This is a genomic window from Nannocystis sp. RBIL2, from assembly GCF_026626745.1.
GTDB lineage: Bacteria > Myxococcota_A > Polyangia > Nannocystales > Nannocystaceae > Nannocystis.
Window position 1 is genome coordinate 2932079 of record NZ_JAPNJW010000002.1, and the last position, 13696, is coordinate 2945774.

9 protein-coding genes are annotated in these 13696 nt (G+C 72.3%); 7 read left to right on the top strand and 2 right to left on the bottom strand.

What is annotated here, in order from left to right:
- The first annotated feature begins 173 nt into the window (after nt 1–173).
- The 6 genes from OV090_RS36820 to OV090_RS36845 all read left to right on the top strand — a co-directional run bounded on the left by OV090_RS36820 (nt 174) and on the right by OV090_RS36845 (nt 10528).
- Nucleotides 174–1580: a hypothetical protein gene (locus OV090_RS36820; RefSeq protein ID WP_267709400.1), complete on the top strand. Its 1407-nt coding sequence runs from the start codon at nt 174–176 to the stop codon at nt 1578–1580.
- Nucleotides 1581–2058: 478 nt separating this feature from the next.
- Nucleotides 2059–2616: a hypothetical protein gene (locus tag OV090_RS36825; protein ID WP_267709401.1), complete on the top strand. Its 558-nt coding sequence runs from the start codon at nt 2059–2061 to the stop codon at nt 2614–2616.
- Nucleotides 2617–2774: 158 nt separating this feature from the next.
- Nucleotides 2775–3623 (top strand): hypothetical protein, encoded by an 849-nt coding sequence (locus OV090_RS36830; protein ID WP_267709402.1) that lies wholly within the window; start codon nt 2775–2777, stop codon nt 3621–3623.
- Nucleotides 3624–3627: 4 nt separating this feature from the next.
- On the top strand, nt 3628–4107 hold the full coding sequence (locus OV090_RS36835) for an SRPBCC domain-containing protein (RefSeq protein ID WP_267709403.1): 480 nt from the start codon (nt 3628–3630) through the stop codon (nt 4105–4107).
- Nucleotides 4108–4442: 335 nt separating this feature from the next.
- Nucleotides 4443–6005 (top strand): hypothetical protein, encoded by a 1563-nt coding sequence (locus OV090_RS36840; protein ID WP_267709404.1) that lies wholly within the window; start codon nt 4443–4445, stop codon nt 6003–6005.
- A 128-nt stretch (nt 6006–6133) separates the two neighbouring features.
- Nucleotides 6134–10528, top strand: coding sequence for a DEAD/DEAH box helicase (locus OV090_RS36845; protein ID WP_267709405.1), 4395 nt, complete (start codon nt 6134–6136; stop codon nt 10526–10528).
- 130 nt (nt 10529–10658) lie between these two features.
- On the opposite strand, the gene OV090_RS36850 is transcribed toward OV090_RS36845, so the two are convergent.
- Both OV090_RS36850 and OV090_RS36855 read right to left on the bottom strand, forming a co-directional pair.
- Nucleotides 10659–11348, bottom strand: coding sequence for a hypothetical protein (locus tag OV090_RS36850; protein ID WP_267709406.1), 690 nt, complete (start codon nt 11346–11348; stop codon nt 10659–10661).
- Between the two features lie 193 nt (nt 11349–11541).
- Nucleotides 11542–12498 carry a hypothetical protein gene (locus OV090_RS36855; RefSeq protein ID WP_267709407.1) on the bottom strand — a complete coding sequence of 319 codons (957 nt, stop codon included), beginning with the start codon at nt 12496–12498 and terminating at the stop codon, nt 11542–11544.
- A gap of 359 nt (nt 12499–12857) precedes the next feature.
- Between OV090_RS36855 and OV090_RS36860 the strand changes: the two genes are divergently transcribed.
- On the top strand, nt 12858–13691 hold the full coding sequence (locus tag OV090_RS36860) for an MbnP family copper-binding protein (protein WP_267709408.1): 834 nt from the start codon (nt 12858–12860) through the stop codon (nt 13689–13691).
- The last annotated feature ends 5 nt before the right edge of the window (nt 13692–13696 follow it).

Genomic DNA, 13696 nt, shown 5'->3' on the forward strand with positions numbered 1-13696 from the left:
TGAATCACGGCAGCGCCGGTCATACATGTCGGATTGTTCGCCGCGGACAATCGCCCCATACGGGATCGAACTTCGACCCGCCCGCAGCCACGCCTGCGGGCTCTGCCGCGATTGCGACGACACGCTCGATGCAATGCGCTCGCCGTGCTCGTCGCGCTCGCAAGGAGAACCTCATGATCCTGCAAGCGACCCTCGTGACCACCCTGCTCCTGCACGCGACGGCCCCCGCGGACCCCGGCGCGCCCACGGCCCGCGCCCGCCTGTCGAGCCTCCTGGCCGCGCAGCGCGACGCGATCCTCGCCAGCGAGCCGGCCCTCGCCGCCGCCGACGAGCCCGCGGCCGCCGACCCGAGCATCAGCGCCGTCTACCCCAACCGGGCCTTCCTCGAGCGCACCCTCGACGTCACGATCAGCGGCGACGACACCGAGTGGACCGACGCCGTCGCGGTCGACTTCGGTGACGGCATCCGCGTCGACAGCGTGCGCGTCGCCAGCCCCACCGGCCTGGTCGCGCGCATCACCATCGACGAGGACGCCGCGCTCGGCGCCCGCGACGTCACCGTCCGCGAGGGCGAGGTCGAGGCCGTCTACGCCGGCGCCTTCACGCTCCAGGCCCCGCTCGCCTTCAAGGTCCTCAACGGCACCCGCGCGCCCGGATCGATCCTCAACGGCAAGCTCGTCCAGCACGACATCTCGACCCCGTTCGATCCGGTCGAGAACACCCTCTACGTCGACGAGCCCGGCTTCACCGTCGATTACTTCTACGCCCAGCAGTACGGCGCAGAGTTCGCCCTCCTCGTCGACGTCCCCGTCACCCCCGGCACCTACGACCTCCACGTCGTCAGCGGCGCCACCGGCTCGCAGGTGCGTTCGACTGGGCCGGACATCCTCCCGATCGCCGCTCGCACCCCGCTCCCGCTGAAAGAGGGCGACAACGTCGGCACGCTCAAGGAGCCGTACGGCACCGTCCTCTACACCTTCACCCCGCCCGTCGAGCCGACCCGGCTCACGCTCACCGTCACCGCCAGTGTCCAGGGCGCCACCCCGATCCTCGCGGTCCTGCCCGCCAGCGGTCGCTTCGCCGACCTGCTCGGCGCCGAAGCCCGCGTCGTCGTCGACACCGACGCCGCCGAGCCGATCTACGTCATCTACTGGGATGCCGCCGGCGCCGAGAAGCACGACTACACCATCAACCTCGTCGCCGCTCCGCCGCCCCCGCCCGAGACCGAGCCGAACGACGAGTGCAGCGCCGCCAACCGCGTCGCTGCCTCGTCGTCGACCCTCGGCTCGCTGCGCGACGTAAACGACGTCGACTGGTTCGTCTTCACCGTCGAGGAGGCCGACGTCGGCAAGACCGTCCACGTCCTCACTCAGCCCGGCGAGCCGACCACCGACACCGTCGTCGAGGTGTTCGCCAGCGACTGCACCACCTCGCTCGGCGGCCCGTCGCCTGATTACGCCTACCACGAGGACTTCACCAGCAGCCCGGTCACGGCCGCCGGCGACGTCTACGTCAAGGTCAGCCACAGCCCCGACGCCTCCGAGGCGGCGGATTACGAGCTGGTGATCGCCCTCGAGTGATTCGCCTGCCGGCCGTCCGCCGCCGCGCCGACCGCGAGCACCCGCGCGTGCCCGTGGCCGGCGCGGCCGTTTGTGATACTCCGGCCTGTCTCACGCGCCAGCCCGGCCTTCGTGGCGGGCGAGCGGCGGTCCGCGACGGCGGCGGTCCGGGCGCGCCGGCCCGCGCGAGCCCGGCGGACGGGCGCCGGGGCGATGGCGGTCAATCGTCACTGTCGCGCGACGACAATGTCGCCACGCGATCGCCGGCCACGCGCACGCACATGTCAGTTTGTGCCGGCCCGGGAATCGGCACATACAGCGAATCGACCCCCGGCATGCCCGCAGGAGACACACGTGTCCGCTCGATCCGTCGTCCGGCGCGGGCGACCTCGGCCGCCAATGGTGACACTTGCGCCCGCCGGGCTCGACCTCGATTGCGACGGCATGGTCAGCCCAATGCGATCGATTTTCTCGCCCTCACGGCAAGGAGACTGAAACCATGTTGGTCCGTACTGTCCTGACCCTGCTCCTCTTCACCACCTCGACGGTCGCGGCCGCCCGCGAGCCCGCGCCGGTCCGCGGCTACTCCGGCGGCCTCGCGCCGGGCCTGCTGGCCGCGCGCGCGGCTCAATCGCCGGCCACCGGCGAGCCCGTCCTCACCGAGCCGAGCACCCCCTCGTCGGTCAGCCCGCCGAGCGCCACCCCGCCGCCGCAGAGCATCCGTCCGCCGCGGATGCAGGCCAGCGAGTGGGAGCGCGAGGGGCGGAAGCTCAAGGCCCAGACCGCGGTCTCGTGGGTGCTCACCACCGTCGGTGTGGTCGGTACGGCCGTCCCGCTGGCGATGCTGCGCCGCTGCGACGAGGCCGACCGCACGCGCGTGATGGACTGCAGCGACGAGCGGCGGACCGCCGCGATCGCGGCCCCGATCTTCGGCGCCCTCACGCTCGCCTCGATCATCCCGGCGATCATCTACTCGACCCGCCTCTCGCGCCACAACCGCTACAGCGGCATGGCCCGCTTCAACGTCACCCCCGGCGGCGTCCAGCTCCGCTTCTAGACCGCCGCCGCGCCCGGGTTTGCGCCCGCGGCGCGGCGCCGGGGTCACCAGGCCCCGCCCGATCGGCCTCGGAGGAGCCGCCCGGGCCGCGGCGGACCGCATACACTACGCAGGTCCGCCGCGCCGCCCGGTGTCCGGCGGCGAGCGCCTCCTGTCCCATGCGACATGTCTTTTTCAACCTGTCCCTGAGCACATTGCTCGCCTGCGGCGGCGGCGACCCGCCGGGCGAGGACGGCAGCACCACCGCCGGCGAGCCCGCGACCACCGACGCCGCGACCGCGACCGGCACCACCACCGACGAGCCGCCCGGCACCACCGGCACCACCACCGACGTCGGGCCGACCACCGGTCTGCCATGGCCCGACCCCACCGCCACGAGCGGCACCGACGGCCCCGTCGACAACGGCCCGTGCCCCAACTACGCCCTCGTGCTCGACCGGCCCGGGCCGATCTTGTGGGCCACCACCGACGGCAGCGTCTGGGAGTCCGCGTTCCTCCAGCCCGGCCAGGGCTTCAACTGCGTGCGCGTCGAGTTCGACCTGCAGACCCTCGACAACCTCGACGAGATCGTCGCCATGGATCCCGAGGGCTGCCCCGAGTACTTCGGCATCGCCTCCGTGTTCGGCACCCAGCCCGCAGGCAAGGTCCTGGCCACCGCCTTCTATCACCCGATGGATCGCGTCCGCGGCGAGTGCATGCTCGGCGCCAGCCGCCTCGAGGTCGGCAACCACCTCGCGTACACCGCCGACACCGCCGGTCCGTGGGCGCCGGGGCAGGTGTGGCACGTCATCCTCGAGGCCAAGCCGTGGCTCACGCGAGTCACCGTGTTCAGCGGCGGTCAGCAGGTCGGCCCGACGATCGCCGCCGCCCTCGACCCGCTCGACGTCGCGGTCACCCGCGATCCTCTGATCCGCCTCGGCCTGCCCGGCACGGTCGAAGATCGCTTCTACCCGTGGTACGGCGCTACCTGGGCCAATTTGCAAGTCTGGGCCGACGTGGTCCCGTGAACCCATGCCGCGACCTTTCGCCGAAGCAAGCATCGACATCGACGCCCCGCCCGCGCACGTGTGGGCGGTCATGCTCGACCTGGCCCGCTACCACGAATGGAACCCCTTCATCGTGGCCATCGATCACGTCGGTTCCCCCGCGCTCGGCGGCGCGCTGCGCCTCCACGTGCGCTGGAATGACGGCACCGGCGCCAGCTCGGGCGAAGAGATCACCGAGCTCGTCGCCCCCGACGGCGAGCGAGCGGGCCGCCTCGCCTATCGCTTCACCGGTCTACTACCCACATTCGGCCTGGTCCGCGCCACCCGGGTGCAGCAGGTCGCCTCGCTGCCCCGCGATCGCACCCGCTATTTCACCCGCGAAGAATTTACCGGCCTTTTGACCCGCTTCCTCCCGCTGGCCAAGGTCCAGGACGGCTTCGACCGCCACGCCCGCGCCCTCAAGGCCCGCGCCGAGGCCCTCGCCGCCGCGCAAGACGGTCGCTGACGGCCCCGGCGGCCGCCGGGCCGCACATGGGGGATGTGTCTCTCAAGACATGTCCTGAACACCATCTCTCTCGCGCGCCGCATCGGCGCGAGAGATTCGCCTCGCGCCTGAAGCGCAATCTGACGTGGGCGCAGTCGATTGTCATGTTTTTCCAGACCTGTCCCAATGATCATTGGGCGTCCATCTCGCGCGCGCGCGCGCGGCGGTCACGTGACCGCAGGGCGGCTCCGCGCGGCGATATGGCTGGCCCCAGCGGCGCTGGAGCGGCGAGACCATCGGACCTCCGGCGGAATGCGTCACCTGCGCGTGGAGATTTCGTTACCATCGCGTTCCACATGATGACTACACGCAATAGGGATAGGCACCTGGATTGGCTCGTCGCGGCAGTGGCCGTGATGCCGGTGATGGCCGTGGGTTGCGGCGACTCGACCGCGAGCAGCGGCACCGACAGCGACACCGATGGGACTGGCTCCGAGTCGGACACCGAGACTCTGCCGACCACCACGGCGGGCCCGCCCGGCCCGCCCGGAGAGCCCGGCGAGCCCGGCGAGCCCGGCGAGCCCGGCGAGCCCGGCCCCGAGGGTCCGCCCGGACCGCCCGGAGACCCCGGCCCGGGCAGCGACCCGAGCATCAGCAGCATCGTGCCCGGCAAGGTCTATCTCGAGCGCACGCTCGACGTGGCGATCAGCGGCTTCGGCACCCAGTGGACCGACGCGGTCGCCGTCGACTTCGGCGAGGGCGTCACCGTCAACGGCCTGACCGTGGCCAGCCCGACCGGCATCCAGGCCAACATCACCGTCGACGTCGGCGCCAGCATCGGCGCGCGCGACGTGACGATCAGCGAGGGCGGCACCGATCTGGTCTATACCGGCGCCTTCAAGATCGAGGCCCCGCTGGCGCTCGGCCCGATCGCCGGCACCCTCGCGCAGGGCTCGATCCTCGTCGGCGACGCCAAGCAGCTCGACGTCTCGACCCCGTTCGACACGACCCAGGCCGGCGACGGTCTGTTCGAGCCGATCACCTACCCGAACCTCCTCGTCGGCGGCAGCGACCCCGGCCTCTACGGCGACATCAACACCGCCAACCTCTACGGCCTCAACTACCTGCTGTTCGTCGACGTGCCGGTGGCCGCCGGCTCCTACGACCTCAGCGTGCTGAGCGGCCCGCAGGGCTCCGAGATCTCGTCGACCGCGCCTGGCTCGCTCGCTATCGAGGCCCGCGATCCGGTCGCGCTGGTCGAGGGCACCGAGGAGGTCGGCTCGATCGCCGAGGCGCTCGAGTCCAAGCTGTACACCTTCGTCCCGCCGCCCGAGCCGAAGAAGGTCACCTTCGTCATCGCCTCGGCCGACGCCGAGGCCAGCGCGCGGGCGATCGCCCTGCCCGCGAGCGGCAGCTTCGCCGACCTGATCAAGTTCGACGACGAGATCTCGGTCTACACCAGCTCGGAGGACCCGCTGTACCTGGTCTACTGGGACAACAGCGGCTACTCGGGCTACGACTACACCATCAACGTCACGGTCGCCGACCCGCCGCCGCCGGAGACCGAGCCGAACAACGATTGCGCCCAGGCCAACGAGCTCACGCTGCCGTCGACCACTCTCGCCTCGCTGCCCGAGCAGACCGACGTCGACTGGTTCAAGTTCACCGCCGGCGACGCTGACGTGGGCAAGGTCATCCACGTCGTCACCGCCGCGGGCGACGCCACCACCGACACCGTCGTCGAGGTGTTCGAGGCCGATTGCACCACCTCGCTCGGCGGCCCGTCGAGCGACGACGACTACCACGAGGACTTCACCAGCGACGCGATCCCGGCCGCCGGTGAGTACTTCGTCAAGGTCAGCTACTCCGACTTCGGCTTCTCCACGCCGAACTACGAGCTGCTGGTCGCGATCGAGTAGTCGCGCGCGTAACCGGCTCGGCGCTCGCTCCGCGGCCCGCGGACGAGCGCCGCGTCGCGAGCCGATTCGCTGTCTTACCGCGGCCTGGCGCACTGTACATCCAATCAGCCCCGGGCTATCCTGCGCCCATGACGGACGGTTCCGCGCCTCTCGGCTTCGATCCTGTCGACGTCGCCGGCCCGCTGCCTGCATCTTCGGACATGCCCTTCGGGACAGCCTTCTCGGCCCCGGTGGCGCGGTGGTTCGGCGAGCGGTTCAGCGGTCCGACCGAGGCCCAGCGGCGCGGCTGGGCCGCGATCACGCGCGGCGAGGACACCCTCGTCATGGCCCCGACCGGCTCGGGCAAGACCCTCGCCGCCTTCCTCGCCGGCGTCGACGCCCTGGTCCGCCGCGGCCTCGCCGGCGCCCTGCCGGACGGCGTCGCCATCCTCTACATCTCCCCGCTCAAGGCGCTCGGCGCCGACGTCGAGCGCAACCTGCAGCAGCCGCTGCGCGGCATCGAGGCCGCCGCCGCCGCCCTCGGCACTCCCCTGCCGAAGATCCGCACCGCCCTGCGCACCGGCGACTCGACCTCCAGCGAGCGCGCGCGGATCTTGAAGCAGCCGCCGCACCTCCTCATCACCACCCCCGAGTCGCTCTACCTCCTCCTCACCTCCGACCGCGGGCGGGCCATCCTCGGCGGCTGCGAGCAGGTCATCGTCGACGAGATCCACGCCCTCGTCGGCAACAAGCGCGGCGCCCACCTGGCCCTCTCGCTCGAGCGCCTCGACGCCCTGTGCGGCCGCAAGCTGCAGCGGATCGGCCTGTCCGCTACCGTCGAGCCGCCCGCCGAGGCCGCCCGCTTCCTCGTCGGCCACGACCTCGCCGGTCTATCGGGACATGTCTCCGTGGACATGCCTGTCGAGACATGCCCCGAAGCGCATGTCCCGGAGTTCATCCCGCGCGCGCGCCCGTGCCACCTGGTCGACGCCGGCCGGCGCCAGCCGCTCGACGTCGCGGTCGAGGTGCCGCAGGAGACGCTGTCGGCGGTGGCCTCACGGACCGCCTGGGACGACCTCTATACGCGCATCGAGGCCTACCTCGGCGAGCACCGCACCACCCTGATCTTCGTCCCGAGCCGGCGCCTGGCCGAGCGGATCGCCCACGACCTCGAGCAGCGGCTCGGCGAGGGCGTGGTCGCGGCCCACCACGGCGCGCTGGCCAAGCGGACCCGGCAGATGGTCGAGCTCAAGCTGCAGACCGGCGCGCTCAAGGCGGTGGTCGCCACCGCCTCGCTCGAGCTCGGCATCGACATCGGCGACGTCGAGCTCGTGGTCCAGGTCGGCTCGCCGCGCTCGATCAGCGTCCTGCGCCAGCGCATCGGCCGGGCCTGCCACGCCGTCGGCGGCACCCCCAAGGGGCGGATCTTCGCCACCACCCGCGACGACCTGATCGAGTGCGCCGCCGCGGTGCGGGCGATGAAGGCCGGCCGCATCGACCGCCCGGTCCAGCGCGAGGCCCCGCTCGACATCCTCGCCCAGCAGCTCGTCGCCACCTGCAGCGCCGAGGAGTGGGACGTCGAGGCGCTGTGGGCCCTCGCCCGTCGCGCCGCTCCCTACGCCCTGCTCACGCGCCGCGACTTCGACCAGGTCGTCGCCATGCTCGGCGACGGCATCGCCACCCGCCGCGGCCGCGCCGGCGCGCTGCTCCACCTCGACCGGATCCACGGCCGCGCCCGCGGCCGCCGCGGCGCCCAGCTGGCGGCGCTCACCTCCGGCGGGGCGATCCCCGACAAGGCCGACTACACCGTCGTCGAGGACGCCAGCGAGGCCGTGGTCGGCACCGTCGACGAGGACTTCGCCATCGACAGCATGGTCGGCGACGTGTTCCGCCTCGGCTCGCACGCGTGGAAGATCCGCCGCGTCGAGGCCGGCCGCGTGCGCGTCGAGGACGCCCGCGGCCAGTCGCCGGCGATCCCGTTCTGGAACGGCGAGGGCCTGGCCCGCAGCGAGGCGCTGTCGGCCGAGGTCGCCGGCCTTCGACATGAACTTTGGGACATGCTCGAAGGGCAATCCGACGACCGCGCCCGCGCCGTCCTGGCCGGCGACTGCGGCCTGTCGCAGCCGGCCATCGACCAGGCGATCGCCTACGTCGCCGAGGGTGCGCGCGCCCTGGGGGCCGTGCCGACCCAGGAGTGCCTGGTCGCCGAGCGCTTCTTCGACGAGTCGGGCGGCATGCAGCTCATCATCCACGCCCCGTTCGGCGCCCGCATCAACCGCGCGTTCGGCATGGGCCTGCGCAAGAAGTTCTGCCGCACCTTCGACTTCGAGCTGCAGGCCGCCGCCACCGACGACGCGGTGCTGCTGTCGCTCGGCCCGCAGCACTCGTTCCCGCTCGAGGCGATCTTCCACTTCCTGCACGAGGAGGCGGTCGACGAGGCGCTGACGCAGGCCGCCCTGCAGTCGCCGATGTGGGAGACGCGCTGGCGGTGGAACGTCACCCGCGCGCTGGCGGTGCTGCGTCACCAGGGCAGCCGCCGCACCCCGCCGCCGATCCTTCGCATGAAGGCTGCCGACCTGCTGGCCGCGGTGTTCCCGGCCCAGGCCGGCTGCCAGGACAACCACGGCGGCGAGACGATCGAGCCGCCCGACCACCCGCTGGTCCACGAGACCACCCGCGACTGCCTGCACGAGGCCATGGACGCCGACGGCCTCAAGGCCGTGCTGCGGCGCCTGCACGGCGGCGAGATCCGGGCCCTCGCCCGCGACACCGTCGCCCCCTCGCCGTTCTCGCACGGGATCCTGGCCGCCAACCCGTTCGCCTTCCTCGACGACGCCCCGCTCGAGGAGCGCTGGGCCCGGCAGGTCAAGACGGCCCGCCCCGGCGAGCTCGCCCTCCGCGGCGGCGACCTGCTCGGCCTCGACCCGCGCGCGATCGAGTCGGTCGTCGCCGCGGTCGCCATCGACGGCCCCGCCGGCCCGCGCGACGCCGACGAGCTGCACGACCTGCTGTGCGCCCCGCGGCTCTTGCCCCCGCGCCCCGAGTGGGCCGAGCAATTCGCCGCCCTGGTCCGCGCCGGCCGGGCCGCCCTGCTCCGCCGGCCCGCAGCAGATGTCCCGGAGGACATGTCCTCTGCGCCATTGTACATAGCGGCCGAGGTCGTCCCGCTGGCGCGCGCGCTGTGGCCGGCCGCCGCGATCGAGCCGAGCATCGCCCTCCCGCCCGCGCTCGCCGGCCCCGTCGACCCCGAGGAGGCGGCGCTGCGGCTGGTCCGCGCGTTCGTGCAGACCGCGGCGCCGCTGACCGCCGCCGCCCTCGCTACCGCCCTCGGCCTGGCGCGCGCCGACACCGAGGGCGCCCTGGCCCGCCTCGAGCTCGACGGCATCGTCCTCCAGGGCCAGTTCACCCGGCCCACCACGCCCGAGCCCGAGTGGTGCGAGCGCCGGCTGCTGCAGCGGATCCACCGGCTCACTCTCGGCCGCCTGCGCGAGGAGGTGCGGGCGGTCGCGCCGGCCGAGCTGGTCCGCTTCCTCGCCCGCTGGCAGCACGTCCAGCCCGGCACCCAGCTCCACGGCCCCGAGGGCCTGCTCCGCGTCATCGAGCAGCTCGAGGGTCTCGAGCTGCCGGCGCAATCATGGGAGCGCGATGTCCTGCCGCGACGGGTCCACGGCTACGACCCCGCCTGGCTCGACGAGCTGTGCCTCGCCGGCGAGGTCGCCTGGGGCCGCCTCACGCCCTTGCCGGCCGAGGGCCTCGAGCCCGGCGAGCTGCCGCGCGGGGCCGGCAAGGTCGCCCTGTTCCTCCGCGCCCACGCGCCGACCCTCGTCGCCCCGAGCCCCACCCCGGCCCACGAGTGGCCGCACCTGTCGCAGCTCGCCCGCGAGGTCGCCCGCGTGCTCGAACGCGGGGCCGCCTTCGCCGCCGACCTGCGCGCGGCCACCAGCGCCGGCCACGATGACCTCGAGGAGGCGCTGTGGGAGCTCGCCCGCGCCGGCGCGATCACCAGCGACGGCTTCGCCGGCCTGCGCGCCTTGTGCGAGACCGTCGACCCGCGCAAGGGCCCGCGCCGGCTGCTGCGCGGCCGCTGGTCGCTGCTGGCCCGCGACCTGTCCGAGCGGCCAGATCCGTTCGGCGACGGCAGCCCGGTCGAGCTGGCCCGCCTGTACCTGCGCCGCTACGGCGTCGTCGCCCGCCCGCTGCTCACCCGCGAGACCGGCGCGCCGCCGTGGCGCGCCCTGCTCGACGTCTACCGCCGCCTCGAGGCGCGCGGGGAGATCCGCGGCGGCCGCTTCGTCGCCGGCCAGCAGGGCGAGCAATTCGCCCTGCCCGAGGCCATCGAGGCCCTGGGCGCCCTACGCCGCGTCCCGGCCGACGCCGAGGAGCTCGAGGTCGCCGCAGTCGACCCGCTCAACCTCGTCGGCATCATCACCCCCGGCCCGCGCGTCCCCGCCGTCCGCGGCCAGCTGCTGCGCTACCGCGACGGCGCCCCGGTCGCAGTCACCCGCCCGCTCGCCGGCGCCAGCCTCTCAGGACTTGTTTATTAAAACATGCCCGATCGGGCATGCCCGCTTCGACATGTCCCCGAAGCATCGGCCGCCGTGGCCTCGGCGCCGGTGCACCCGACAAGCTCGGCGCTACCTGTCCCCTGGGACATCCACCGCGCGGCCCCGTCGCTCACCCGCCGACGCGGATCCGCCGCAACAGCACCTCCTGCGACACCGGAAAATTGTTGGAGCCCCCGACCGCGACCTCGCCGACGTCGACCGCATACGCGTGCTCCGCGTCGATCGGCAAGCTCCCACGGTGGTGCGCGCCCAAGTGCAGCTCCGCCTCGCCTGGACCGCCGAGATCGATCTGCCCCGGCGCCCCGCCCTCGGTGTCGCCGGCCTCGCAGGCCTGCGAGTAGCCGTAGCTCAGCGGCAAGAACGCGTCGGCGTAGCCTGAATTGTTGTCGGTCCCGCCCGACACCGCCACCACCAGGATCTCGTCGTCTGCCGCCGCGCGCAGCTGCACGATCCGCTTGGTCGCGAACTCGAAGTTCTTCTCGATCCGCAGGCGCACCGCCAGCCCCGCCTCCCAGTCGACCGGACCTTCCGCCGCCACCGCGAAGCGCAGCGACGCCGGCTCCGACGCCCCGTCGACCTCGCAGGTCATGGCCGTCGTCACCGCGTCGCCCGCCACCGTCACCGCATCGATCGCGCACGGGACGTCGACGTCGGCGAACTGACCGGCGTCCCACTCCTGAAAGCTCAGCTCGAACCCCGCGTCCGCGGACGGATCGGCCTCCTCGCATCCCGCCGGCGACCCGTCGCGGTCGGTCTCCCCGTCCTTCGGGGCGCATGCAGCCAGCGTCGCCGCCACCATTCCGTAATGATAATAAGAATAAGAAGCTCTTCTCACACCTCGAGTGTGTATCACGTTTGCGTCCGCGTCAATCGAGCGCGCACCTCGTCATGACACCGTGATGCCCCATGGGACATGTTTATACAAACATGTCCCATGGGGCATCGATCGCCCACCGCGATCGATGCCTCCGCACGGCCACCCTCGCGCCGGCTCACTCGCCGACGCGGACCCGTCGCAGCAGCACCTCCTGCCACAACGGGTAGTGCGGGGACCCGTCGTTCCCCACCTGGCCGGCGTCGACCGCATACGCGTGCTCGGCGTCGATCGGCAGGCTGCCACGGTGGTGCGAGATCAGGTGCAGCTCCGCCTTGCCCGGGTCGGAGAGATCGATCTGCGCCGGCGTCCCGTCGCCACCCGTGTCCCCTGCCCCCTCGCACACCAGCGAATAGCCGTAGATCAGCGGCAAGAACGCCTCGGGATACCCCGAATTGTTGTCCATGCCGCCCGAGGTCACCACCGCGAGGATCGCGTCGTCCTGGGCCGCGCGCAGCTGCACGATGCGCTTGGCCGCGAAGTCGTAGTCCTGCTCGACCTTCAGGCGCACCGCCAGCCCCGGATCCCAGTCGACCGCGCCCTCGGGCGCGACCGCGAAGCGCAGCGACGCCGGCTCGGACACGCCGTCGACCTCGCAGGTCATCGCAGTCGTCACCGCCGCGTCGGCCACAGTCACCGCGTCGACGACGCATTGCACGTCGTACTCGAAGGTAAAAAAATTGTCCTCGTCCCAATCCTTGAACACGAGCTCGAACGCCGCGTCCGCGGCCGGATCGGCCTGCTCGCACTCCGCCGGGGACTCGCCCTCCGTCTCGCCCTCCGACTCGCCCACAGTCGTCGGGCCCTCCGTCTCCGTCTCGCCCGCCGTGACCGGGCCCTCCGTCTCCGTCTCGCCCTCCGTCTCCGAGCCTTCCGTCGCCGGCCCCTCCGTCGCCTGGCCTTCCGTCGCCGGGCCCTCCGTCGCCGGGCCTTCCGTCGCCGGGCCCTCCGTCTCGCCCGCCGTCGCCCCGCCTTCGGTCTCGCCCGGCTCGCCGGTCTCTTTTCCGCCGCCCGGGCACGCCGGGAGCGCCAATACCATCGTCCATGCCATCAATTGATTAAGGCTAATCTGCATGAACACAGTCTACGGGCGGCCGACCCCGTTTCAAGCCCGACCTGTTGGTTCGTCCGGCTCGCGCAGTGCGTGGTCCGGCCGGCGAATACGACCTGTCTCTTCGGACATCTCGAACGCACCGCGCCCCGCGGCACCGCGACAGACACGTCATACCGCGGTCGACCTCGCCCGGATCCGACGCGCGCAATCGCCCTTCGGCTGTCGTCCGCTGCGCAGGCTGCAGGCCACATGTCCCGAAAGACATGTTTTCGCCAGCCCCCGCCGGCGAAAGTGTCCTGCGACACCGGGTCGCACGCCCTGCGCGCTGCGACCGCCCGTCGCATCGGCGGCCCGCGCCACCTTTTGCTATTCGAGTGCGAGTGAAGCTCCGCGCGCTGTCTCTCCTCCTCCTCCTCGCCCCGGCCTGCGCCGCCGGTGACCGTGAAGTCACCCTGCGCTTCGACCCGCGGTTCGGCAGCGAGCCGTTCGCCTGCGGCCGCGACTTCGCCGGCATCGGCACCACGGGCGCCAGCGTCACCCCGCTCGACTTCCGCGTCTACGTCCACGACGTCGCGCTCGTGCGCGCCGGCGGCGAGCGCGTGCCGCTGACCATCACCGATGACGACACCTGGCAGCACGACGGCCTCGTCCTGCTCGACTTCGAGGACGGCAGCGGCGCCTGCATGACCGGCAGCCCGGGCACCAACAATGAGGTCCGCGGCACCGCGCCCGATCACGACGACTACACCGGCGTCGAGTTCATCGTCGGCGTGCCCGACGAGCAGAACCACCTCGACGGCGCCACCGCCCCGGCCCCGCTCAACGCCCAGGGCCTGTGGTGGAGCTGGGCCGGCGGCTACAAGTACGTCCGCCTCGACGTTCGCCCCACCACTCAGACCGAGTTCTTCTACCACCTCGGCGCCACCGCCTGCGCCGGCGACGTCGCCCAGGGCTTCACCTGTCAGTACGACAACCTCGCCACCGTCCGCCTCGACGGCTTCGATCCCGACAGCGACACCATCAAGGTCGACGCTGCGGCGATCCTCGCCGGCGTCGACGTCGACAAGATCCCCGACGGCATGCCCGACACCCTGCCCGGCTGCATGGCCTTCCCCGGCGACCCCGAGTGCCCGGCCATGATGGCCCCGCTCGGCCTGCGCTTCGAGAGCGACGATGCCGGGGCCGCCCAGACCGTCTTCTCCGTCGTCGACTGAGGTTC